This is a genomic window from Geodermatophilus telluris, from assembly GCF_900102745.1.
GTDB classification, from domain to species: Bacteria; Actinomycetota; Actinomycetes; order Mycobacteriales; family Geodermatophilaceae; genus Geodermatophilus; species Geodermatophilus telluris.
On record NZ_FMZF01000009.1, the window covers coordinates 111,758 to 133,954 of the forward strand.

The window sequence follows — 22,197 nt, forward strand, 5'->3', positions numbered from 1 at the left end:
TCAGCGGACGAGGCAGGGTCGCTTGGGGTCGAACCGCCACCCCGGCACGAGGTGCTGCATGGCGACCGCGTCGTCCCGGGCGCCGAGGCCGTGCTCCAGGTACAGCTCGTGGGCCGCCTCCAGCGCGTCGGGGTCGAGCTCGACGCCGAGCCCCGGCGCGGTCGGCACCGCGACGGCGCCGTCGCGGATCAGCGGCGGCTCGCGGGTGAGCCCCTGCCCGTCCTGCCAGATCCAGTGCGTGTCCAGGGCGGTGATCGCACCCGGGGCGGCCGCGCCGACGTGGGTGAACATCGCCAGCGACACGTCGAAGTGGTTGTTGGAGTGCGAGCCCCAGGTCAGGCCGAAGTCGGCGCAGAGCTGGGCCACCCGGACCGACCCGCGCATCGTCCAGAAGTGCGGGTCGGCGAGCGGGATGTCGACGGCGTTCGTGCGGACCGCGTGGGCCATCTGCCGCCAGTCGGTGGCGACCATGTTGGTCGCCGTCGGCAGCCCGGTGGCCCGCCGGAACTCGGCCATGACCTCGCGGCCGGAGAAGCCGCCCTCCGCGCCCACCGGGTCCTCGGCGTAGGCGAGCACGCCGTGCAGGTCGCGGCACAGCTCGACGGCGTCGGCCAGCAGCCAGCCGCCGTTGGGGTCGAGGGTGACCCGGGCGTCGGGGAAGCGGGCGGCCAGCGCGCGGACCGCGGCGACCTCCTCCTCGCCGGCCAGCACGCCGCCCTTGAGCTTGAAGTCGGAGAACCCGTAGCGCGCCCGCGCCGCCTCGGCCAGCGCGACGACGGCCTCCGGGGTCAGGGCGGGCTCGCGGCGCAGCCGCTCCCAGTCGTCGGCCGGGTCGGCCTCGGCGAGGTAGGGCAGGTCGGTGGCCCGCCGGTCGCCGACGTAGAACAGGTAGCCGAGCACCGGGACGGCGTCGCGCTGCCGGCCCTCGCCGAGGAGCTCGGCCACCGGGACGCCGAGGTGCTGGCCGAGCAGGTCCAGCAGCGCCGACTCCAGCGCCGTGACCGCGTGGATCGTCGTCCGCAGGTCGAAGGTCTGCAGGCCGCGGCCACCGGCGTCGCGGTCGGCGAAGGCGGCCGCGACCTCGCGCAGCAGCCGGCCGAGGGCGGCGACGGGCTGCCCGACGAGCAGCGCGGCGGAGTCCTCGATCGTGCGGCGGATCGCCTCCCCGCCGGGCACCTCCCCCACCCCGGTGCGGCCCTCGCTGTCGGTGAGGACGGCGATGTTGCGGGTGAAGAAGGGCCCGTGGGCGCCGCTGAGGTTCAGCAGCATGCTGTCGTGCCCGGCGACGGGGACCACCTCGACGTGGGCGACGGTGGGCGTGCGGCTCATGCCGTCCTCCAGGGGTGCGGGCGGGTCAGGAGACCTTGCCGGCCAGCGCGGTCAGCTCGTCGAGCTCGGCCCCGGTCAGGTCGGTCAGCGGGGGCCGCACGCGTCCCCCGTCACGGCCGACGGCGGTGAGGCCGGCCTTGACGATGGAGACGGCGTAGCCCCGCTGCCGGTCGCGGATGTCGGCGTAGGGGATCACGAAGTCGTTGAGCATCCCGTAGACGGCCGGGCGGTCCTGGGCGCGCACGGCGGCGTAGAAGCGCAGCGCGAACTCGGGCAGGAAGTTGTAGAGCGCCGAGGAGTAGGTGCTCACGCCGAGTTGCAGCAGCGGCAGCGCGAAGGTCTCGGCGGTGGGCAGGCCACCGACGTAGATGAGCCGGTCGCCGACGCGGGCGTAGGTGCGGGTCATCTGCTCGATGTCGCCGACGCCGTCCTTGAGCCCGATCAGGTTGGGGTTGCGGTCGGCGACCGCGGCGACGGTGACGTCGGTGAGCACGGCGTTGGCCCGGCTGTAGACGACGACGCCGAGGTCGGTGGCCGCGCAGACGGCCGAGACGTGCTCGACCAGGCCGGCCTGGCTGGCCTCGGTGAGGTAGGGCGGGAACAGCAGGATGCCGTCGGCCCCGGCGTCCTGCGCGGCGCGCGCCTGGGCCACCGACTGGGCGGTGCCGCCGGTCGCGGGGGCCAGCACCGGCACCCGGCCGCCCACCTCGTCCACCGCGACCCGCACGACGCGGTCGATCTCCGCGCCGGTGAGGGAGAAGCCCTCCCCGGTGCCGCCCGCGGCGAACAGCCCGGCGACGTCGAAGCCCGCCTGCCAGGCGAGGTGCTCGCGGTAGCGGGCCTCGTCGAACTGCAGGTCGGCGTCGAAGTGGGTCACCGGGAAGGACAGCAGGCCGGACTTCAACCGGGTGGCGAGCTCGGCGGGCGGCAGCAGGGTCACGGGGTCGTCCTCGGGGTCCGACGGGTCCGGAGTCGTCCGCGCAGACGGCGGGTCCGGAGGGGGTCGGCGTCACCGTAGGAACGCCCGACGATGCCTGTCCAAGAGCGCTTGCGCATCGACCGATGCCCTGCAGGCATCGTCAGCCGGTGCGGAAGGCGGCCCCCAGGACGTCGAGCACGCGCCACAGGGCGGGGTTGCGCGACTCCCGCGTCCACAGCAGGTGCAGCTCCACCGGCTCGGGGACGGGGGTGGACAGCGGCGCGAACTCGACACCGTCGACGTGCAGCCGGGTGGCCGACTCGGGCACGAACGCCAGGCCTCGGCGGGCCGCGACGAGCCAGAGCATCGTGAGCACCTGGCTGACGGTGTGCACCACGTGCTCGTGGGCGACCGGCACCAGGCCGACGACGAGGTCGTAGAAGTAGCGGGCCTTCGTCGGCGAGTGCATGACCACCGGCTCGCCGCGGAGGTCCTCGGCGACGACCGGGCGGCCGAGCGCCGCCAGCCGGTGCCCGGCGGGGACGGCGACCAGCATCGCCTCGCGCAGCAGCAGGCGGGAGCCGAAGGTCCCGGCGTCGAAGGGCGGCCGCGCCAGCCCCAGGTCCACCTCCCCGTTGAGCAGGCCGGCGACCTGCTCGCGGGTGACCATCTCGGCGAGGTCGACGTCGACGTCGGGCAGCTCGCGGGCCACCTCGTTGAGCAGCCGGCCGAGGGTGCCGTAGGTGGAGGCGGCCGTGAACCCGATCCGCACCAGCCCGCTGGAGCCCGACGACACCCGCCGGGCCGCCTCCGGCGCGGCGTCGGCCATGGCGAGCAGCCGGCGGGCCTCGGCGAGGAAGACCTCCCCCGCCGCGGTCAGCGCCACCCGGCGGTTGTCCCGCTCGAGCAGCTGGGCGCCGACGCTGCGCTCCAGCTTCTGGATCTGGCGGCTCAGCGGGGGCTGGGTCATCCGCAGCCGCTCGGCCGCCCGGCCGAAGTGCAGCTCGTCGGCGACGGCCACGAAACCGCGCAGCTGCTCGAGCGTGTAAGCCATACCGCGACGGTATCAATCGATGCACGAGTGAACTTGGACAGGCATCGAACGGCCTGCCTACGCTCCGCCGCGACACCGACCCGGGTGACGGCTCTCACAGCGCCGCACGACCCGGTCCTCCCCCTCGCACAGGAGCGCGACATGACCAGCACCTCCCGGAGCCGGCGCGGCCTGACCGCCGGTCTCGGTCTCGTGACCGCCCTCTCGCTGGCCGCCTGCGGCGGCAACCTGGGCGGCGGGGACAGCGCCGACGCCGCCGAGTCCTTCCCCGACGGCCCGATCACCCTGCTCGTCGGCCAGGACGCCGGTGGCAGCACCGACCTCATCGCCCGCGCGCTGGCCGACCAGGCGTCCGACGAGCTCGGCGTCCCGATCACCGTGGAGAACCGGCCGGGGGCCAACGGCGCGGTGGCCGCCCAGGAGCTCGCCGGCGCCGAGCCCGACGGCCAGACGCTGATGACCTTCGTCGGCAGCCTCGCCTACATCACCCCGCTGGCCGTCAGCGAGGACGAGGCGGTCGACATCGGCGACTACACCGTCGTCACCGGCATCTCGCTGGACGACTACGTGCTGGTCACCAGCCCGCAGACCGGCTTCACCAGCGTCGAGGACGTCGTCGGCGCCGGCCGGCCGGTCACGTTCGGGACGACCGGCGTGGGCACCGGCAGCCAGCTGTCGCAGGAGCTGCTCTTCGCCCAGGCCGGCATCGACGCCACCGCCGTGCCCTTCGACGGCGGCTCCCCCACCCTGACCGCGGTCCTCGGCGGCCAGGTCGACGTCGGCGCGGTGCAGCTCGGCGAGGCCGCGGCGCAGATCGAGGCCGGCGAGCTGGTGCCGATCGTCACCTTCGCCGAGGAGCGGCCGCAGTACCTGCCCGACACCCCGACCGCCGTCGAGGCCGGCTACGACGTCCCCGTGCAGCAGTCGCGGGCGATCGTGGCGCCCGACGGCACCCCGGACGAGGTCGTCACCCGGCTCGAGGAGGCCTTCCAGGCCGCCTTCGCCAGCGCCGACTACCAGGCCTTCAACGAGGAGCGGCTGCTCACGCCGGACGAGATCGGCGGCCAGGAGCTGCAGGAGCAGTGGACCGGCAACCTGGAGAACTACCGGTCCCTGGTCGAGGAGTACGGCATCGACCTCGGCGGCGGGCAGTGACCTCGCGCCGGGGCGGGCGCCCGGCGGTCCCCGGCGGCGCCACCGCCGCCGGGGACCGGCCGGCTGCCGCGGTCGGTCCGGACGAGGCCGCCGTCCCCGGCACGCTGCACGGGCTCGAGGAGGCCGTGCACGAGCTGGCCGACGAGGACCGCCCGCCACCGGCCGGCCCGGCCGCCAACGTCGTCATCGCGCTGGCGGTGGTGGCCCTCGGGGCCGCGACGGTCGCCGGCGCGCTGGGCCTGGACGTCGGCAGCCCGGCCACCCCCGGCGCCGGCACCTGGCCGTTCCTCGTCGGCGTCGTCCTCGTCGTCCTCGGGCTGGCCCTGGTCGCCCTGGCCCGCCGCACCGCCGACGCCGAGCGCTTCACCGGCGCCAGCTGGCTGGTCGTGGCCGGGCTCGCCTCGATGGTGGTGTTCGTCGCGCTCATCGGCGTCATCGGCTTCGAGATCCCCGCGGCGCTGGTGGTGTTCGTCTGGCTGCGCTTCCTCGGGCACGAGGGCTGGCGGCTGTCGGTGGTCACGAGCCTGGCCGTCGTCGCCGGCTTCTACCTGGTCTTTGTCGCGGCCCTCTCGGTCCCGATCCCGCACCTGTTCTAGCCCGCACCCGGTCTAGCCCGCACCTGTCCTAGGAGGCACCGGTGGACCTCTCCCCGGTCCTGGACGGCTTCGGCGTCGTCCTCGAGCCCACCAACCTGCTCTACTGCCTGATCGGCGTCGTCATCGGCATGCTGATCGGCGTGCTGCCCGGCCTGGGCCCGGCGGCGACCATCGCGATCCTGCTGCCCCTGACCTTCGGCATCGAGCCGGTCACCGCGATCATCATGCTGGCCGGCATCTTCTACGGCGCCCAGTACGGCGGGACGATCACCTCGGTGCTGCTCCGGCTGCCCGGGGAGGCCTCCTCGGTGGTGACGGTCTTCGACGGGCACGCCCTCGCCCGGCAGGGCAAGGCCGGCACCGCGCTCGGCATCGCCGCGATCGGCTCGTTCGTCGGCGGCACGGTGTCGATCGTCGCGCTGTCGATCGTCGCGCCCGTGGTCGCCGGCTTCGCGCTGGACTTCGGCCCGCCGGAGTACACGGCGCTGGCCCTGCTCGGCATCCTGCTGGTCTCCACGGTCAGCAGCGGCGACCGGCTCAAGGCCGTCGTCGCCGCCTCGATCGGGCTGCTGCTGGCCACCGTGGGCCGCGACGGGTTCACCGGCGCCGAGCGGTTCACCTTCGGCAGCCTCGACCTCGCCGACGGCCTGGACTTCGTGCCGATCGCGATGGGCCTGTTCGGCCTCGGGGAGATCCTGCACAACCTCGAGGAGCGCCACCGCGCCGTCCAGGCACCGGCGAAGGTGGCCAACGTGTGGCCGTCCCGGGCCGACCTGCGCCGGTCCTCGGGGGCGATCGGGCGCGGCTCGGTCCTCGGCTTCCTCCTCGGCATCCTGCCCGGCGGCGGCGCCACGCTGTCCTCGCTGGCCGCCTACGCGCTGGAGAAGCGCCGCTCGAAGACACCGGAGCGCTTCGGCCGGGGCGCCGTCGAGGGCGTCGCCGCCCCCGAGACGGCCAACAACGCCGCCGCGACGTCGTCGTTCATCCCGCTGCTCACGCTGGGCATCCCCGCCAACGCCACGATGGCGGTCATCTTCGGCGCGCTGCTCATCCAGGGCGTGACGCCCGGCCCCCAGCTGGTCAGCGAGGACCCCGAGCTGTTCTGGGGCGTGGTCAACTCGATGTACGTCGGCAACATCCTGCTGCTGGTCATGAGCATCCCGCTGGTGGGCGTGTTCGTGCGCATCCTGCGGGTGCGGGCCACGGTGCTGGCGCCGATCACGGTGCTGATCACGCTGGTCGGCGTCTACACGGTGCGCAACAACGTCTTCGACATCGTGCTGGTCATCGCCTTCGGCGCCCTGGGCTACCTGATGAAGAAGCTCGGCTTCGACCCCGGGCCCCTGGTGCTCGCCTTCGTCCTCGGCTCGCTGCTCGAGGAGTCGCTGCGCCGGTCGCTGCTGCTCTTCGGCGGCGACCCCACCGGGTTCCTCACCCGGCCCATCTCCGGGACGCTGCTGGCGCTGTTCCTGGTGGTCGCCCTCCTCCCGCTCGTCCGCCCCCTCGTCCGCGCGGCCCTCGGCCGCCGCCGTGCCCCCGCCCCCACCGACACCCACCACCCGGACCACAAGGAGCTCGTGTGACCGTCCTCGTCGGCTTCCTCCCCACCGCCGAGGGCCGGGCCGCGTTCGCGGCCGGCCTGGCCGAGGCCCGGCGGCGCGGCGAGGACCTGCTGGTCCTCAACTCACCCCGCAGCGGGGCGCCGGTGAGCGCCGACGTCGCCCCGCCGGACCTGGTCGCCGACCTGACCGGCCGGGCGCGCGAGGCCGGCGTCGCGCTGGAGCTGCGCCAGGCCGCCCACGACGGCGACCCCTCCGAGGAGGTGGTCCGGGTGGCCGACGAGGCCGACGCCTCGGTGATCGTCATCGGCCTGCGCCGCCGCTCCCCCGTCGGGAAGCTGCTCATGGGCAGCACCGCGCAGCGCATCCTGCTCGACGCCACCCGCCCGGTGCTCGCCGTCAAGCCGCAGGCCGGCTGACCGCGCGGCCGGCCCGGTGGCGCCGCAGGATCGCGGTGTGCTCACCGACGTCGACCTCGCCCACCTGCGCCGCTGCGTGGCGCTGGCCACCGCCGCGCTGGAGGCCGGGGACGAGCCCTTCGGGTCGCTGCTGACCGGCCCCGACGGCGCCGTGCTGTTCGAGGACACCAACCACGTGGCCGGCGGCGACGCCACGCAGCACCCGGAGTTCGCCATCGCCCGGTGGGCGGCGACGCACCTGTCCCCGGAGCAGCGGGCGGCCAGCACCGTCTACACCTCGGGCGAGCACTGCCCCATGTGCGCCGCGGCGCACGGCTGGGTGGGCTGGGCCGGATCGTCTACGCCAGCTCCTCGGCGCAGCTGTCCGGCTGGCTGGCCGACCTCGGGGTCCCGCCGGGGCCGGTGCGGTCGCTGCCGGTCCCCGAGGTCGTGCCCGGCGTGCCCGTCGACGGCCCGGCGCCGGGCCTCGACGAGCAGGTGCGGGTGCTGCACGAGCGCCTGCACCGCCGCTGAGCGGAGCCGGTCAGACCCGGAACTGCCCCACCAGCCCGCGCAGCTGCCCGGCCAGCGCGGCCAGCTCGTCGGAGGCGCGACGCGTGCTCGCGGCCTCCTCCTGCGCGGCGTCGGCGGCCGAGGCCAGGCCGCCCACCGTCGCCGAGATCGCGGTCGCGCCGCCGGCCACCTCGCCGACGCTGCGGCTCATCTCGGCGGTGGTCGCGGTCTGCTCCTCCACGGCGGCGGCGATGGCCGACTGGAAGGAGTTGATCCGGTCGATGGTGTCGGAGACCTCGGCGATCGCCCGGGTCGCCTGACCGGTGTCGGCCTGGATCGCCTCCACCCGGCGGGCGATGTCCTCGGTGGCCTTCGCCGTCTCCTGCGCCAGCTCCTTGACCTCGTTGGCCACCACGGCGAAGCCCTTGCCGGCCTCCCCGGCGCGGGCGGCCTCGATGGTGGCGTTGAGCGCCAGCAGGTTGGTCTGCTCGGCGATCGAGGTGATCACCTTCAGCACGTTGCCGATCTCGGCGGAGGACTCCCCGAGCTTGGCCACCGTGGCGCTGGTGTCGCGGGCGGTCTCGACGGCGGCGGCGGCGACCTGCGCGGCCTGCTGGGCGTTGACCGAGATCTCCCGGATGGAGGCGCCCATCTCCTCCGCGCCGCCGGCCGTCGTCTGCACGCTGCGGCTCACCTCGGCGGCCAGCCCGGCCGAGCCCTGGGCCTGCTCGGAGACCTGGGCCGCGGAGGTGGACAGCCGGGTGGCGACGTCGGAGAGGCCCGTGGAGGCGCCGCTGAGCGTCTCCACACTGCGGCCGATGTCGGCGACGGCCTCGCGCATGCCGCTGCCGGCCTCGTTGAGCGCGGCGGCCATGTCGCCCATCTCGTCGCGGCCGCGCACGTCCAGGCGGGCGGAGAGGTCGCGGCGGCCGAGCGCGCGCAGCGCCGCCACGCAGCGCTGCAGCGGGCGGGTCACCGACAGCTGCACGGCACGGGCGAGCACCAGCGCGGCGACCAGCGCCAGGCCCAGGGTGACCAGGGTGGCAGTGCGGTAGGCGGCCGCCTCGGCGGCCGCGTCGGCCGCGGTCGAGGCCGCCCGCTCCTGCACCTCGGCGACCATCCTGGTGGAGACCTCGGTGAGCTCGAGGAAGGCCGCGAGCTGCCCGTTCTGGTCGTCGTTGAGCCACGCGACGACCTGCATCGGCGCGTCCGGTGCGCCCGAGGAGAGGAGGGCGCGCATCTGCTCGCCCGTGGCGAGGAAGCCCTCCCACTTCTCCGTCAGCAGCGCGAAGTCGTCGCGCTCGGCGGGCGTCATGTACTCGGTGTGGACCCCGTCGAGCATCTCCCGGGCCGCGGCGAGCTCGCCCTGCAGCCCCGTCCAGTTGGGGCCGTCGGCGGACACCGCCTGCGCGGGGCCGAGGGAGAAGGCGTCCATGCCCACGCCCATCTCCCAGGCGCCGATGTCGGCGGTGTAGTACGCCGACTGGTCCATCTCCTGCACCAGCACGCGCAGCTGGTCGGCCTCGACCGCCGCCGCGTGCTGCTGGCTCAGGCCGACCAGGCCCACCACCGTCGCGGCCGAGGACAGCCCGAAGACGAGCAGGAAGGCCAGGAACAGGCGGGGCCCGGTGCGCAGGCGGCTGAGCAGACCCATGGGGGCGGCACCTCTCGGGGACGGGCCACTCGGGGCCGGGACGGGATCCGGTTGCACCTTCGGCCGGTCCGGTACCGGATCCAGTCGAGTGGCCGGGCTCACGCCGCGGACGGCTCCAGCACCCGGTCGGCCACGTACTCGCCGATCGCCAGCGACGAGGTGGCCGCCGGCGAGGGCGCGTTGCGGACGGTGACGACCGGGCCGACGTGGTGGACCCGGAAGTCGTCGACGAGGGCGCCGTCGCGGTCCACGGCTTGCGCGCGGACGCCGGCGGGGGCCCGCACCACGTCGTCGTCGGTCAGCGCGGGCACGAACTCCCGCGCCGCGGCGAGGAACACCCGGCGCGACAGCGACCCGTGGAACTCCGCCACGCCCATCCGCCAGTGCTGCCGGGCCAGCGGGCGCATGCCCGGCCAGGTGAGCGTCCGCAGCAGCTCGGCGGGCCGGACGTCGCGGCGCCGGTACCCCTCCCGCGCGAACGCGAGGACGGCGTTGGGCCCGACGTCGACCCCGCCGCCGACCCGGCGGGTGAAGTGCACGCCGAGGAACGGGTACCGCGGGTCGGGCACCGGGTAGATCAGCCCGCGCACCAGGTGCTCGCGCCCGGGCACCAGCCGGTAGTACTCGCCGCGGAACGGCACGATCGCCGGGCCGGCCTCGTCGCCCACCAGCCGGGACACCGTGTCGCTGTGCAGGCCGGCGCAGACCACCAGCCGGTCGACGGCGAACGCCTCCCGGCCGGAGGAGACCACCACTCCCCCGCCGACCTGCGGCAGCACCGCGGTGACCGGGAAGCCCAGGCGCACGTCGTGGCCCGCGTCCCGCAGGTCGACGGCCATCGCCCGGGCGACGCCGCGGAAGTCGACGATCGCGGTGTGCGGCGAGTGCAGCGCCGCCACGCCCGCGGCCTCCGGCTCGACCTCCCGCAGCTCGTCGCCGGAGAGCCACCGCAGGCCGGGCACCCCGTTCTCGGTGGCCCGCCGCTCGATCTCGCGCAGCGCCGCCAGCTCCTCGTCCCGCCGGGCGACGACGAGCTTGCCGCACTCGTCGTAGGCCAGCCCGTGCTCCGCGCAGAAGTCGCGCAGCAGGCCGCGGCCGCGGGTGCACAGCCGCGCCTTGAGGGAGCCGGGCGCGTAGTAGAGGCCGGCGTGCACGACGCCGCTGTTGTGCCCGGTCTGGTGGACGGCGACGTCCTCCTCCTTGTCCACCACCGTGACGTGCAGGTCCGGCCGGAGCTCGGCCAGCCGGCGGGCGACCGCCAGCCCGACGATGCCCGCGCCGACGACGCCGACGCGCTGCACGGTCCCTGCGGCCACGGGGCCCTCCCGTCCTCCGGGCAGGGGCCCGCGCGCCCCCGCCGTCGGCAGGGATGGTGCCGGTCGCGGCCCGGTGGGGACAGGCCTGCCGGCGTCGCCGGCTACCCGCGCCGGGCGCGCACCGCCGCGGCCAGCTCGGCCAGCATCGCCTCCGTGGTCGCGGGGTCGACGCAGGAGTCGGTGACGCTGACGCCGTGCACCAGCCGCTCGGGGTGCTCGCGGTCGAGGTCCTGCCGGCCCTCGACGAGGTTGCTCTCCACCATGACGCCGCGGATGGCCCGCTGCCCGCCGGCGACCTGCCCGGCCAGGTCACTCACCACCGCGGGCTGGCGACGGTGGTCCTTGCGGCTGTTGCCATGCGAGGCGTCGACGACGACCACCTCGGGCAGCCCGCGGGCGGCCAGCTTCCGCGTGGTCTCGGCGACGTGCCCGGCCGAGAAGTTGGGGCCGTCGGCGGTGCCGCGCAGGATGACGTGGGCGGTGTCGTTGCCGGTGGTCGACAGCTGGGCGCTCACCCCGTGGCCGTCGACGCCGAGGAACTCGTGCGGGGCGCGCGCGGCGACCACGGCCGAGACGGCGGAGTCGATGCTGCCCTCCGGCGAGTTCTTGAACCCGACCACCGACGAGAAGCCCGACACCCGCTCGCGGGCGGTCTGGTCGGTGACGTTGCGCGCCCCGACGCCGTTGTAGGTGACCAGCCCGTTGACGTACTGCGGGGTGAGCGCGTTCAGCGGCTCGGCGGCCACCGGCACGCCCAGGGCGGTGATCCGGCACATGAGCATCCGGGTGGCCACCAGCCCGACGCTGATCCGGCTGGACCCGTCGAGGAACGGGTCGTAGGCGAACCCCTTCCAGTCGACCTCCGTCCGCGGCTTCTCGGTGTAGGTCCGCATGAGGACCTCCAGGTCGCCGGCGTGCCGCTCGCGCACCCCGGCGAGGAAGGCGGCGTACTCCAGCGCGGCCTCGGGGTCGTGGATCGAGCAGGGCCCGGCGATCACCACCAGGCGGTCGTCGTCGCCGCGGAGGATCCCGGCCACCGCGCGGCGGGCGGCCGCGGTGGTGGCGGCGGACTCCGGCGTCAGCGGCACGACGGCGGCCACCGCCGCCGGGGTGACGACGACGCTGAGGCCGGTGATCCGGGTGTTGACCAGCCCGGAGAGGTCGACGGCGTCGTCCGGGGAGACGCCGACCGAGCGCTGGACGCCGGGCAGCGACTCGGCCAGCGCGTCGTCGATCTGGGCGTTCACCCGGGTCTGGACCTCGATCAGCAGGTCGGCGACCCGCGCCGCCTCGTCGAGGAGCTGGTGCGCAGCGATGGGAGCCTCCTGGGTCGACGCCGACGTGCGCCGGCCGGACCCTGCCAGTGTGCCGCCTGGCCCGGCCGCGGCGGCCGGCGCGCCCCCCGTCAGCGGCCGACGCGGAGCGTGACCCCGTACGCGGCCAGGCCGAGCGCCAGGCACCCGGCGACGACCGGGACGTAGGAGCCGGTGGCGTCGACCGCCGCACCGGCGAGCGGGGCGCCGACCGCCGACCCGATCCCGGCGCTGGTGTAGAGCACCCCGAGCAGGCCGCCGAGCCGCGGGGTGCCGAAGCGCTCGGCGACGACGGCGGGGCCGAGGGCGACGAAGCCGCCGTAGCCGACCCCCAGGACGACGGCGAAGGCGACGAGCACGCCGTACCCGCCGTCGAGGCCCCAGAGCCCGAAGCTCGCCCCCATGACCAGGAAGCACCCCCGGAAGGCGCGCAGCGCACCCGTCCGCGCCGCGACCAGCCCGAGCAGCAGCCGGCCGGCGGTGCTGGCCAGGCCGATGACCCCGACCAGCGCCGCCGCCGCGACCCGGTCGGCACCGGCCTGCTCGGCGTACCCGGGCAGGTGCACGAACGGCACGAACAGCGCGACGGACAGCAGGCCCGACGCCAGGTACAGCCGCCGGTAGTCCCGGTCGCGCACCGCCTGGCGCAGCGTGAGCGCGGCCGGCCCGGGCCGCACCGGCGGGCGGCCCACGACCAGGGCGCAGCACACGAGCACCGCTGCACCGCCCAGCCCGAGCACGAGGTGGGTGGTCCGCCAGCCCAGCGCGTCGACCATCGCGGCGGCCAGCGGCGCCACGGCGAGCGTGCCCAGGCCGATCCCGGTCACCGCCACCCCGATCGCGAGCGTGCGCCGCCGCTCGAACCAGCCGCCGACGACGGCGACCATCGGGACGTAGGCACAGGCCACCCCGATGCCGACCCCCAGGCCGTAGGTGAGCAGCCCGACCCACAGCGACCCGGCCTGCGACGTCGCCGCCAGGCCCGCGCCGAGGGCGACCCCACCCGCGAGGAGCACCCGCCGGGGGCCGTGGCGGTCCACCGCGACACCGCTGAGCGCGCCGAGGCCGAAGTACGTGAGCGAGGTCAGCGCGAAGAACGCCGACGTCGCGCCGCGCCCGGTGCCGAACTCCGCCGCCATCGGCTCGAGGAAGGCGCCGAAGGAGTAGGCGATGCCGAACGAGGCCGCCATGGCCGCGAACGCCGCGGCGACCACCACCCAGCCCCGGGCCGAGTCGACCGACGCCGCGGACCGCATGCCGGGGGACGATACGACGCCGGGGCGGCGGTCAGCCCGTGCTCATCAGGGACGGCGGTCCGGCCCGCCCCAGCAGGTGCAGCAGCGCCTCGGCCTCGTCGGTGATGACCGCGTCGACGCCGAGGGACACCGCGAGGTGCATGTCGCGGGGGCGGTTGACGACCCACACGTGGACCTGCAGCCCGGCCCGGTGCACCCGGGCGACCAGGCCCGGGTCGTGGCGCAGCATCGCCAGGGACGGACCGACCGCGGTGCCGGCCGGGAGGAGGGGCCGCGGCCGGGACCGCGGCAGCACCTGGCGGACCAGGTGGACGGTGGGCAGGTCCGGCGCCAGGCCCCGGACCCGCCGCAGGGCCGTCGGCGAGAAGCTCATCACCCGGACCGCCGGGCGTCCCGACCACTCCAGCGGGCGCCCGCCGGAGAGCAGCCCGAACCGCTGCAGGCTCGCCAGCAGGGCCGCCTCGACCTGCCCGGCGTGGCGGGTCGGGTGCTTGGTCTCGATCGCCAGCCGGACCCGCCCCGGCGAGGCCGTCACGTAGTCGAGCAACCGGTCCAGCGTGAGCACCCGCCCGGCGTCCTCGTCGGCCTCCACGTCGTCCTCCGGGACCACGGGGCGCGGCGCGCGCCGCCGGATCGCGGCACCGCGGGGTCGCCGGTGGACGACGCGGTGCCGCTCGAGCTCGGCGAGGTCCAGCGCCGACACGACGCCGCGGCCGGTGGAAGTGCGGTTGATCCGGCGGTCGTGCACGCACACGAGCACGCCGTCGCGGGTCATCCGGACGTCGCACTCCACGGCGTCGGCCCCCAGGGTCAGCGCCTGCTGGTAGGCCGCGAGGGTGTGCTCGGGGGCCTCCGCCGAGACACCGCGGTGCGCCACGACCTCGATCTCGGCCGGTGCGCGCGGCGGCAGGCTCACGGCAGCCCTGCCGCAGCCGTGCCGGTCCCCGTACGGGACACGTGGTCTCCTCGATCGGTCCGCCGGCCGGGCGCGAGCACCGGGTCGTCGTCCGGCGGCAGGACCCGTCCCACCCCCGCTGGGCCCGCCTCCTACCCGGCGTCCGGCGGGCGACACGTGCCGGTCGTGCGGCAGGCTGGCCGGGTGGGCGAGGCGGAGCTGCGGGGACTGGTCGGCTGGACCGTGCAGGACGCCCCGCCGGAGGCCCGTGCGGGGCGGGTGCTCGGCGCCGTGCTGCACGCGGTCTCCGCCGTGGTCACCCTCGGCGCGGACGCCGCCGCCGGCGCCCGCCGCCCGACCTGGACGGTGCCCGCGGACCCGGCCGCCTACCTGGACCTCGGCGCCGTCCGGCTGCGCTGGCCGGCCTCCGCGCCCGGTGAGCCGGTGGCGGCCTCGCGGGAGGGCGTCTGGGCGGTCCCGCCGGGACGGCCGCCCCGGGCACTGCCCGTCACGTCGTGGCGGGTGCTCCGTGCCGTGCCGGCCACCGGCTCCCGGCGGCCCCGGCAGGCCGAGGCGTCCTGGCAGCTCGAGGTCGGTGACGGCGAGGGCACCGGGTCGCTGACCGGCGCGTGGCTCGCGCTCGCCTGGATCGGCACGCTGGCGGGCTGGCCCGAACCGGACGGCGCCGACGCCCAGCAGCCGGAGTAGGACGCCCACCCGCACGATCCACCTCGTCCCCAGGGAGCCCGGCATGCAGGCGACCCACGCCGACCACCCCGACCACCCCGACCACGTCCGTGACCCCGCCGCCCCGGGCACCTGGACGCTCGTCGTCGCCGAGCGGGTGCACACGCTCGCCGGCCCGCCGGTGCGGGCGCTGGTGCTGCTCGGCGACCGGGTGGCGGCCGTCGGCGACCCCCGCGAGCTGCGCGAGCGGTTCCGCCCCGACCGCACGGTCGAGCTCGACGGCGTCCTCGTCCCGGGGCTCAACGACGCGCACGCCCACCCGACGATGACCGCCGAGAACCTGCTGCACGTCAACTGCTCCCCGGAGGTCGCCACCGACGAGGACGTGCTCGTCCGGCTGCTCCGCGAGGAGGCCGCCGCCGTCGGTGAGGGGCAGTGGGTCGTGGGCTCGCGCTACGACCACACCAAGACCACCGGCGGCCGGGTCGTGGACCGGGCGTTCCTCGACCGCGCCGTCCCCGACTCCCCGGTGCTGCTCACCCACGTGGCCGCGCACTGGGGGGTGCTCAACTCCGCCGGGCTGGCGGCCGCCGGGCTCACCGGGGACAGCGCGGACCCGCCCGGTGGCGCGCTGGGCCGCGACGGCGCCGGGGCGCTCGACGGCGTCGTGTACGAGCAGGCCCTCTTCGACGTCTCCTACCCGTCGCTGGCGCGGGGCGCGACCGTCGTCCCGCCGTCGTCGCCCGCCGCCCGGCTGCGCGGGCTGGCCCGCGCCCAGCAGCTGTTCCACGCCGCCGGGATCACCTCGATGGTGGACGCGCTCTGCGGGCCCGACGACGTCGCCCTGCTGTCCGAGGCCGCCCGCAGCGGGCAGCTGACCCTGCGCGTGGCGGTGCTGGTGGCCTTCCCGCACTACGACCGCATCGCCGCGCTCGGCCTGCACAGCGGCTTCGGCGACGAGCGGCTACGGCTGCTCGGGGTCAAGGCGTTCGTCGACGGCGCCTGCGCCGGCGGGAACTGCCTGGTGGACGAGCCGTTCGAGGGCACCGACGACCACGGCATGCAGACCATGGACGACGCCGACCTGCAGGACCTGGTCGCGCGGGTCACCGGCGACGGCGTCGTCCTCGGCGTGCACGCCAACGGCGACCGCGCCATCCGCAAGCTGCTCGACGCCCACGAGCGGGCCCGGGCGCTGGGGGCGCCGTCCCGGCGGCACCGCATCGAGCACTGCTCGCTGGTCGACGCCGACATCGTCGGCCGGATCCGCGCGCTCGGGCTCGTCGCCGTCCCCTTCGGCTCCTACGCCCGCTTCCACGGCGACAAGCTGGTCGGCTACTACGGGCGGGAGCGGCTCGAGCGCATGTTCGCCCACCGGACGCTGCTCGACGCCGGCATCCCCGTCGCCGGGTCCAGCGACTACCCGTGCGGGCCGTACGAGCCGCTGGCCGCGATCACCAGCTGCGCCGAGCGGCGCGCGCTGGACGGGACGCCCATCGGGCCCAGCCAGCGGATCACCGTGCGGGAGGCGTTCGGGCTCTACACGACGGGGGCGGCGTACGCCGCGGGCGAGGAGCACCTCAAGGGCACCCTGGCCCCGGGCATGCTGGCGGACTTCGTCGAGCTCGGCCGCGACCCGTTCGAGGTGCCGGCCGCCGAGGTCGTCGACGTCCCGGTCCGCTCGACCTGGGTGGGTGGGCGGCTCGTCCACGCGCTCTAGCGTCGGGCACACGCGAGCGGTGCAGTCCACCTCCCCGACCGCGGCAGCGGCCGTCGGTCACACGGCCGCCGCCAGCACGGCGACCCCCGGTCCGTCGAGGTCGTCGAGCGCCGCTCGCCGCCCGGCGACCGCCAGGAGCAGCGAGAGCGTCGGGCCCCTCACCTCCGGACCGACGCCGATCGCCACGTCGGCGTCCGCTGCCACCAGCCGGACACAGGCCACGAGCTCCCTCGCACCGCCGAAGGAGGCCGGCGTGCGGGCCTGCAGGCGGATCGCCCGCACGACGGCCTCCTGCGGGTAGCAGCGGGTCAGCCCCAGGGGCCGGCGGATGTCCTCACCGTGGACGACCTCCTCGACGAGCCGGCTGTCGAGCGGCGCCGGAGGGGTCGACGACCGCGACGCCACGTCCCGGAGCCGGTCGAGCGTCTCCCGGGGTGAGGCACCGCGCCGGCGCTGCACGCCGCGGGCGTTCTGGTGGTGGAAGTCGAACCGCGCGCGGGCGAGGCCGGCCACGAACCCCAGCCGCGTCGTCAGAGCCGTGTCGACCAGGTGGGCCACCACGTCGTGCACGGTCCACTCCCCGCAGAGCGACGGCTCCTCCCACCGCGCGGCGTCGACGGTCTCGAGGTCGTCGACCAGTGCCGCGCGCTCGGCGTGCACCATCGACCAGACGTCTCGCACGGTCCCCTCCTCCGGTCGGCCACGGCGATCGCCGGAGCAGACCCGCGACGACGCGGGAACTCATCGGTCGCGTGCTCCCCCCGGCGAACGGCGTCCGTGAGGGAGGCCGGCGGCCTCAGCGGGACGGGTCGCCCTCCGGCACCTCGGTCGCCACCACCTCGGCCACCTCCGCGTCCTCGCCGGAGAGCCCCTCGGCCTGCTCGTGCTCGTCGTGGAACGCCAGCCAGCGCATCCCGAGGGCCTCGCGCTGCTCGTCGTCGACGGCCTCCCTGAACGGGGGGAAGAAGTCCGTCTCCTCCTCGGCCATGTGGTCGGCGTTGACCTGCCGGGCGTTGCGCACCGCCGCCCACCACGCCTCGCTGCCGACCTCGTGCTCCCCGACAGCGGCCGCGGCGTGCCGGATCTCGTTGTGGTCGTGCACGCCCTCCGCCGTCTCCTGCTCCCCGTCCGCCTCCTGGGCGAGCAGCGGGTAGAACAGCTGCTCCTCGGCGACGGCGTGCACCTCCAGCTTGTCGTGCAGCGCCTCCCACGCGGCGGCGAGCTCCTGGCCGGACAGGTCCTCGAGCGCCGCGAACTCCCGCCGGAAGACCTCGTGCTCGGCCAGGACGAGGGCGGTGATCTCGAAGTCGGACACGTCGGATCCCTACCCGACCCGAGGGGACCTAGGCCGGCGGACCGGCCCGGGCGCTCGCGGGGGCTGGACACCGCCGCTGCCGGGCGGCCGAGCCCACCCCATAGCCTCAGGCGCATGCGAGCCGTGCAGATCACCGAGTTCGGTGGCCCCGAGGTCCTGAACGTCGTCGACCTCCCCGACCCCGTCCCCGGCGACGGCCGACAGCTCTACGAGGTCTCGGCGGCCGGCGTCAACTACGCCGACACCCACCACCGTCTGTCGCGCGACTGACCTGAGGACCGCGCACCGAGGTCCGCCCCTGGGTCCACCGCCCCCCTGGCGGAATGTGATGGCCACTCACCTCCGGGACCGGTCATCCAGGAGCTCCGCCGAGAGCTCCCAGATGCGCTCGGCGTCTGCACCGCTGCGCAGTGGACGCCACAGGGCCTGCTCCGCGGGCGGACCACCCAGGTTGCCGAGCCCGCTCGGCCCATAGAGCCGGCCCCCCTCGGCGTCGGGTGAGGTCGCAGCGTAGAAAGCCGGCAGTTGCGCCGACTCGACGGTGCCGACGACGATCCGGCGCGCCGACAGGGCGCGGATCACACGCACCTGCGGGGTGTCCGCGGCGCGGCTCACCTCGGGGCGCGCGGCGAGCAGGCTCGTGGGGGCGACGCCCGGGTGGGAGAGGTTGCTCGTGATCCCCCAGTCGCCGGTCCGGCTGCGCCGGTCGAGCTCCAGGCCGAACAGCCCGAGAGCGATCTTCGACTGCCGGTAGGCGCGCATGCCGGAGTAGCTGCGCTTCCCGTCCAGGTCGTCCCAGGTGATGCCGCCGCTGCGCGCCGCGATGCTGATCTGGGAGGTCACGCGGGCCCGGCCGGCCCGCAGCAGCGGCAGCAGCTGGGTCACGAGCGCAGCATGGCCCAGGTGATTGGTGCCGAACTGCAGCTCGAATCCGTCGGCGGTCGTCTGCCGGTCCGGTGGCGTCATCACCCCGGCGTTGTTGACCAGCACATGGATGGGCCGCCCTTCATCGCGCAGCGTCTCGCCGAGGGCGGCGACGGAAGCGAGCGAGGACAGGTCGAGTGCGCGCAGCGAGACCTCTGCGGCGGGGACGGCCTGCCGGATCCGGGAGATCGCCGCCTCGCCCTTGCGGGGGTTCCGGACGGGAAGCAGCACCTCGGCTCCGGCAGCGGCGAGCTTCGTGGCGAGTCCCAGGCCGATGCCGTCGCTACCGCCGGTCACGACGGCCCGCGTGCCGGTCAGGTCGGGGACGGTGAGGTCGAGTCGGGTTCGTGTCATGGGTCCACCGTCGCCGGGATCGCCGTCGTCGTTCAGGGCCTCTCCATCCGCTGATCGGCGATCCGTGGCTACGGGGGTGGACGCCCGGTAGGAACGAGACGGACGGACACCGAGGGAGGAACATGGCGATCGACCGGGCCGGACTGGCCGACTTCCTCCGCATCCGCCGCGAAGCGCTACAGCCCGAGGACGTCGGGCTTCCGCGCGGCTCGCGCCGCCGGACCAGCGGGCTGCGCCGCGAGGAGGTCGCGGCGCTGTGCAACATGTCGGCCGACTACTACGCACGCCTGGAACGCGAGCGTGGCCCCCAGCCCTCGGAGCAGATGCTCGCTTCGATCGCCCAGGGCCTGCACCTGTCCGTCGACGAGCGCGACCACCTGTTCCGGCTGTCCGGACAGCACCCTCCCGCCCGGGGCGCGGACAGCGAGCACATCAGCCCCGGCCTCCTGCGCATCCTCGATCGGCTGCAGGACACCCCGGCCGAGATCGTCACCGAGCTGGGCGAGACGCTCCGCCAGAGCCCTCCGGGCGTCGGACTCACCGGTGACACGACCAGGTACACCGGTCCGGCGCGCAGCCTGGGATACCGCTGGTTCACCGACCCCGCGGTCCGGCAGCGCTACGCGCCCGAGGACCACTCGTTCCTCTCCCGGCTCTGGGCCTCCGGCCTGCGCGAGGTCGTCACCGTCCGGGGCCCGGGCTCGCGGGCCGCGCGGTACGCCGACCTCCTCCATGCGGCGAGCGACGAGTTCCGCCGCGTGTGGGAGGCCCACGAGGTCGGCGTGCGCCCTCGCGAGGTCAAGCGTTTCGTCCACCCCGAGGTCGGCGCGCTCGAGCTGCAGTGCCAGACGCTGCTCGACCCCGACCAGTCGCACCGCCTGCTCGTGTACACGGCCGCACCCGGCAGCGAGAGCGCCGAGAAGCTGCGGTTGCTCTCCGTCATCGGCGCCCAGCCGCTGCGCTGACGCACTCTGAACTGCCGTTCGACGGTCCAGAGGTCATCCCCCGTCCTTGGTCTGGTTCGTAGCCCTCGGGACCCCTACGACGGGGGAGCTCTAGCCTCCATTTCATGCGTGCCGTGCAGATCACCCGCTTCGGCGGCCCCGAGGTCCTCGACGTCGTCGACCTGCCTGACCCCACCCCCGGCGAGGGCCAGGAGCTGTACGAGGTGAGCTCCGCAGGAGTCAACTTCGCTGACACCCACCAGACCGAGGACAGCTACCTCGCCCCGCAGCAGCTGCCGCTGATCCCGGGCGCGGAGTTCGTCGGCCGCCCGGTGGGCGGTGGCGAGCGGGTGGTCGGCCTGCTCGAGGGCGGCGGCTACGCCGAGCGGGTCGTGGCCAACCCGCGGCTGACCTGGCCGGTGCCCGACGCGGTCACCGACGAGCAGGCCCTCGCCGTCGTCCTGCAGGGCGCCACCGCCTGGCACCTGCTGCGCACCAGCGCGCACCTGGCCGCCGGTGAGTCCGTCGTGGTGATCGCCGGCGCCGGCGGCGTGGGCTCGCTGGCCGTCCAGCTGGCCAAGCGGTGGGGTGCCGGGCGGGTCATCGCCACCGCGTCCAGCGCGGAGAAGCGGGCGCTGGCCGAGGAGCTGGGCGCCGACGCCACCGTCGACCCGGCGCTGGCCGACGACGACCCGAAGACCTTCGCGGCCGCGCTGCGGGAGGCCAACGGCGGCAACCGCGTCGACGTCGTCCTGGAGATGACCGGCGGCAACGTCTTCGACGGGTCGTTCTCCGCGCTGGCGCCCTTCGGCCGGCTGGTCGCCTACGGGATGGCCGGCCGCCGTCCCCCGAAGCCGGTGCAGGCGCCGGCGCTCATGGGCACCAGCCGCGCGGTCATCGGCTTCTGGCTGGCCCACTGCATGAACCGGCCGTCGATGATGGACGACGCCATGACCGAGCTGCTCTCGCTCGTGGCCGACGGCGCCCTGCGGCCCGTCGGCGGTGGCCGCTACCCCCTGTCGGCCGTCCGCGAGGCGCACCAGGACCTGCTCGCCCGCCGCACCACCGGCAAGCTCGTCCTCGACCCCACCCGCTGAGGCACCCGGCCGGCCGCGCGGGACAGCGCGGCCGGCCACCCTCTGCGCACCGTCACGGTGCTCGTGACTTCTGTGGACAGGTGTCTGACCTGCGGATTCACCGTGCGGCGGGCCGCTCGCTCGGCTAGAGTTCGTACATGTGTTCGGGTGACTGGTCGACCGGTGACGTGCTGGAGGACGTCGCCGCGCTGGTCGCCGAGCGCAACCGGATCGACGCCGCCCTGGCCCGCCGGGTGCGGGACGCCGAGCTGTCCCAGGCGGCCGAGCGCGACGGGCTGAAGTCGATGCGGTCCTGGCTGGGCGGGCACTGCCGGCTATCGGCCGCCGCGGCCGCCCGGGTCGTGGGCAACGGGCGGGTGCTGGCGCATCTGCCGGCGCTGGCCGAGGCGCACGACGCCGGGCTCGTGTCGGCCGAGCAGGTCGCGGTCGCCGCCACTGCGCTGACGCCGGAGCGCCTGCAGGCCGCCGCCGAGCAGGGCGTGGAGCTCGGCGAGGTCGACGCGGTGCTCACCGGGCTGGCCGTGGAGCAGCCGCACACCGACTTCGTGCACGCGGTGCGGCACTACCTGAGCCGGCTCGATCCCGACGGCCCGGAGCCCGATCCGACCGAGGGGCGCCGGCTGAGCCTGGCCAAGCACGCCGACGGCACTCTGAGTGGGCGCTTCGAGCTCGACGCGGTGGGCGGGGAGAAGCTGCAGGCCGCGCTGGAGTCCTTCGTGCAGGCCGACCGCCCCGCCGGGCACGAGCGCAGCCGCGCGCAGCGGCTCGGCGATGCGCTGGTGCAGCTGTGCGACACCAGCCTGGCCGCCGGCCGCCTGCCCACGCTGCGCACCGTCAAGGCGCACCTGGCCGTCGTCATCGACCTCGACGACCTCGCCGGCACCGCCACCGGCCCCGAGGCCGCGCGGATGGGGTTCGGCGCGGTGATCTCCGCCGCGAGAGCCCGCTGGCTGGCCTGCGACAGCACCGTCTCCCGCGTCGTGTTCGGCCCCGACGGCGCACCGCTCGACCTCGGCCGCGAACAGCGCCTGGCCGACCGCCACCTCCGCCGCGCCGTCGAACTCCGTGACGGCGGCTGCGTCTTCGCCGGCTGCCACGCGCCGACCTGGTGGGCGGAGGTGCACCACCTCGTGCACTGGCTCGACGGCGGCGAGACCAACCTGCAGAACTCCGCGCTGCTGTGCGAGCGGCACCACACC

At 75.4% G+C, this 22,197-nt stretch carries 22 protein-coding genes; 11 read left to right on the forward strand and 11 right to left on the reverse strand.

Annotation, left to right across the window (positions count from 1 at the left end):
• From BLQ97_RS22665 to BLQ97_RS22675, 3 genes are all read right to left on the reverse strand, one after another.
• Positions 1-1,329, reverse strand: coding sequence for an enolase C-terminal domain-like protein (locus BLQ97_RS22665; RefSeq protein ID WP_091369417.1), 1,329 nt, complete (start codon positions 1,327-1,329; stop codon positions 1-3).
• Between the two features lie 25 nt (positions 1,330-1,354).
• Entirely contained in the window at positions 1,355-2,269 is a 915-nt protein-coding gene (gene kdgD / locus BLQ97_RS22670) for a 5-dehydro-4-deoxyglucarate dehydratase (RefSeq protein WP_091369420.1), read from the reverse strand.
• Between the two features lie 139 nt (positions 2,270-2,408).
• Positions 2,409-3,302: a LysR substrate-binding domain-containing protein gene (locus tag BLQ97_RS22675; RefSeq protein ID WP_091369423.1), complete on the reverse strand. Its 894-nt coding sequence runs from the start codon at positions 3,300-3,302 to the stop codon at positions 2,409-2,411.
• 141 nt (positions 3,303-3,443) lie between these two features.
• Here BLQ97_RS22675 and BLQ97_RS22680 point away from each other — a divergent pair, with 141 nt between their 5' ends.
• The 5 genes from BLQ97_RS22680 (at position 3,444) to BLQ97_RS23710 (ending at position 7,544) form a co-directional block, all read left to right on the forward strand.
• Complete coding sequence (locus BLQ97_RS22680) at positions 3,444-4,457, forward strand: Bug family tripartite tricarboxylate transporter substrate binding protein (protein ID WP_091369426.1); 1,014 nt, start codon at positions 3,444-3,446, stop codon at positions 4,455-4,457.
• A complete protein-coding gene (locus BLQ97_RS22685; protein ID WP_091369428.1) occupies positions 4,454-5,053 on the forward strand; it encodes a tripartite tricarboxylate transporter TctB family protein in 600 nt (199 codons plus the stop codon). Before BLQ97_RS22680 ends, BLQ97_RS22685 begins: the two co-directional genes overlap by 4 nt.
• Positions 5,054-5,094: 41 nt before the next feature.
• Positions 5,095-6,636 (forward strand): tripartite tricarboxylate transporter permease, encoded by a 1,542-nt coding sequence (locus BLQ97_RS22690; protein ID WP_091369430.1) that lies wholly within the window; start codon positions 5,095-5,097, stop codon positions 6,634-6,636.
• The gene (locus tag BLQ97_RS22695) at positions 6,633-7,031 is read left to right on the forward strand and encodes a universal stress protein (protein WP_091369432.1); all 399 of its coding nucleotides are present in this window, start codon (positions 6,633-6,635) and stop codon (positions 7,029-7,031) included. The genes BLQ97_RS22690 and BLQ97_RS22695 overlap by 4 nt, the downstream gene beginning before the upstream one ends.
• Positions 7,032-7,328: 297 nt before the next feature.
• Complete coding sequence (locus BLQ97_RS23710; protein ID WP_217637329.1) at positions 7,329-7,544, forward strand: hypothetical protein; 216 nt, start codon at positions 7,329-7,331, stop codon at positions 7,542-7,544.
• A gap of 10 nt (positions 7,545-7,554) precedes the next feature.
• On the opposite strand, the gene BLQ97_RS22705 is transcribed toward BLQ97_RS23710, so the two are convergent.
• From BLQ97_RS22705 to BLQ97_RS22725, 5 genes are all read right to left on the reverse strand, one after another.
• Complete coding sequence (locus BLQ97_RS22705) at positions 7,555-9,177, reverse strand: methyl-accepting chemotaxis protein (protein ID WP_091369436.1); 1,623 nt, start codon at positions 9,175-9,177, stop codon at positions 7,555-7,557.
• Between the two features lie 98 nt (positions 9,178-9,275).
• Positions 9,276-10,493, reverse strand: coding sequence for an L-2-hydroxyglutarate oxidase (lhgO, locus tag BLQ97_RS22710; RefSeq protein ID WP_175471889.1), 1,218 nt, complete (start codon positions 10,491-10,493; stop codon positions 9,276-9,278).
• Between the two features lie 101 nt (positions 10,494-10,594).
• Positions 10,595-11,740 (reverse strand): 3-deoxy-7-phosphoheptulonate synthase, encoded by a 1,146-nt coding sequence (locus BLQ97_RS22715; RefSeq protein WP_245692668.1) that lies wholly within the window; start codon positions 11,738-11,740, stop codon positions 10,595-10,597.
• A gap of 158 nt (positions 11,741-11,898) precedes the next feature.
• Complete coding sequence (locus tag BLQ97_RS22720; RefSeq protein ID WP_091369442.1) at positions 11,899-13,062, reverse strand: MFS transporter; 1,164 nt, start codon at positions 13,060-13,062, stop codon at positions 11,899-11,901.
• 31 nt (positions 13,063-13,093) lie between these two features.
• Positions 13,094-13,978 (reverse strand): glycerophosphodiester phosphodiesterase, encoded by an 885-nt coding sequence (locus tag BLQ97_RS22725; protein WP_217637330.1) that lies wholly within the window; start codon positions 13,976-13,978, stop codon positions 13,094-13,096.
• 183 nt (positions 13,979-14,161) lie between these two features.
• Between BLQ97_RS22725 and BLQ97_RS22730 the strand changes: the two genes are divergently transcribed.
• Positions 14,162-14,665, forward strand: coding sequence for a hypothetical protein (locus BLQ97_RS22730; protein ID WP_139173791.1), 504 nt, complete (start codon positions 14,162-14,164; stop codon positions 14,663-14,665).
• 43 nt (positions 14,666-14,708) lie between these two features.
• The gene (locus BLQ97_RS22735) at positions 14,709-16,364 is read left to right on the forward strand and encodes an amidohydrolase (protein ID WP_091369447.1); all 1,656 of its coding nucleotides are present in this window, start codon (positions 14,709-14,711) and stop codon (positions 16,362-16,364) included.
• 57 nt (positions 16,365-16,421) lie between these two features.
• On the opposite strand, the gene BLQ97_RS22740 is transcribed toward BLQ97_RS22735, so the two are convergent.
• On the reverse strand, positions 16,422-17,045 hold the full coding sequence (locus tag BLQ97_RS22740) for a maleylpyruvate isomerase family mycothiol-dependent enzyme (RefSeq protein WP_091369450.1): 624 nt from the start codon (positions 17,043-17,045) through the stop codon (positions 16,422-16,424).
• Positions 17,046-17,160: 115 nt separating this feature from the next.
• A complete protein-coding gene (locus BLQ97_RS22745) occupies positions 17,161-17,679 on the reverse strand; it encodes a hemerythrin domain-containing protein (RefSeq protein ID WP_091369453.1) in 519 nt (172 codons plus the stop codon).
• A 114-nt stretch (positions 17,680-17,793) separates the two neighbouring features.
• Here BLQ97_RS22745 and BLQ97_RS22750 point away from each other — a divergent pair, with 114 nt between their 5' ends.
• Positions 17,794-17,949 (forward strand): Zn-dependent oxidoreductase, encoded by a 156-nt coding sequence (locus BLQ97_RS22750; protein ID WP_091369455.1) that lies wholly within the window; start codon positions 17,794-17,796, stop codon positions 17,947-17,949.
• Positions 17,950-18,015: 66 nt separating this feature from the next.
• Here BLQ97_RS22750 and BLQ97_RS22755 read toward each other — a convergent pair whose 3' ends face one another.
• Entirely contained in the window at positions 18,016-18,957 is a 942-nt protein-coding gene (locus BLQ97_RS22755; RefSeq protein WP_091369459.1) for an SDR family oxidoreductase, read from the reverse strand.
• Positions 18,958-19,079: 122 nt separating this feature from the next.
• Between BLQ97_RS22755 and BLQ97_RS22760 the strand changes: the two genes are divergently transcribed.
• From BLQ97_RS22760 to BLQ97_RS22770, 3 genes are all read left to right on the forward strand, one after another.
• Positions 19,080-19,922: a helix-turn-helix transcriptional regulator gene (locus BLQ97_RS22760; RefSeq protein WP_091369462.1), complete on the forward strand. Its 843-nt coding sequence runs from the start codon at positions 19,080-19,082 to the stop codon at positions 19,920-19,922.
• Between the two features lie 104 nt (positions 19,923-20,026).
• Entirely contained in the window at positions 20,027-20,998 is a 972-nt protein-coding gene (locus BLQ97_RS22765) for a quinone oxidoreductase family protein (protein ID WP_091369464.1), read from the forward strand.
• A gap of 137 nt (positions 20,999-21,135) precedes the next feature.
• Positions 21,136-22,197 (forward strand): HNH endonuclease signature motif containing protein (locus BLQ97_RS22770; protein ID WP_091369516.1); only part of this gene is annotated, 1,062 nt, incomplete at its 3' end.

What these genes read in the sequence shown, in the direction of transcription:
- BLQ97_RS22765 (WP_091369464.1), top strand. Translation starts at nt 20,027, where the DNA reads ATGCGTGCCGTGCAGATCACCCGCTTCGGCGGCCCCGAGGTCCTCGAC.
- BLQ97_RS22720 (WP_091369442.1), bottom strand. Translation starts at nt 13,062, where the DNA reads ATGCGGTCCGCGGCGTCGGTCGACTCGGCCCGGGGCTGGGTGGTGGTC.
- BLQ97_RS22760 (WP_091369462.1), top strand. Translation starts at nt 19,080, where the DNA reads ATGGCGATCGACCGGGCCGGACTGGCCGACTTCCTCCGCATCCGCCGC.
- BLQ97_RS22680 (WP_091369426.1), top strand. Translation starts at nt 3,444, where the DNA reads ATGACCAGCACCTCCCGGAGCCGGCGCGGCCTGACCGCCGGTCTCGGT.
- BLQ97_RS22675 (WP_091369423.1), bottom strand. Translation starts at nt 3,302, where the DNA reads ATGGCTTACACGCTCGAGCAGCTGCGCGGTTTCGTGGCCGTCGCCGAC.
- BLQ97_RS22755 (WP_091369459.1), bottom strand. Translation starts at nt 18,957, where the DNA reads ATGACACGAACCCGACTCGACCTCACCGTCCCCGACCTGACCGGCACG.
- BLQ97_RS22705 (WP_091369436.1), bottom strand. Translation starts at nt 9,177, where the DNA reads ATGGGTCTGCTCAGCCGCCTGCGCACCGGGCCCCGCCTGTTCCTGGCC.
- BLQ97_RS22665 (WP_091369417.1), bottom strand. Translation starts at nt 1,329, where the DNA reads ATGAGCCGCACGCCCACCGTCGCCCACGTCGAGGTGGTCCCCGTCGCC.
- BLQ97_RS22750 (WP_091369455.1), top strand. Translation starts at nt 17,794, where the DNA reads ATGCGAGCCGTGCAGATCACCGAGTTCGGTGGCCCCGAGGTCCTGAAC.
- BLQ97_RS22735 (WP_091369447.1), top strand. Translation starts at nt 14,709, where the DNA reads ATGCAGGCGACCCACGCCGACCACCCCGACCACCCCGACCACGTCCGT.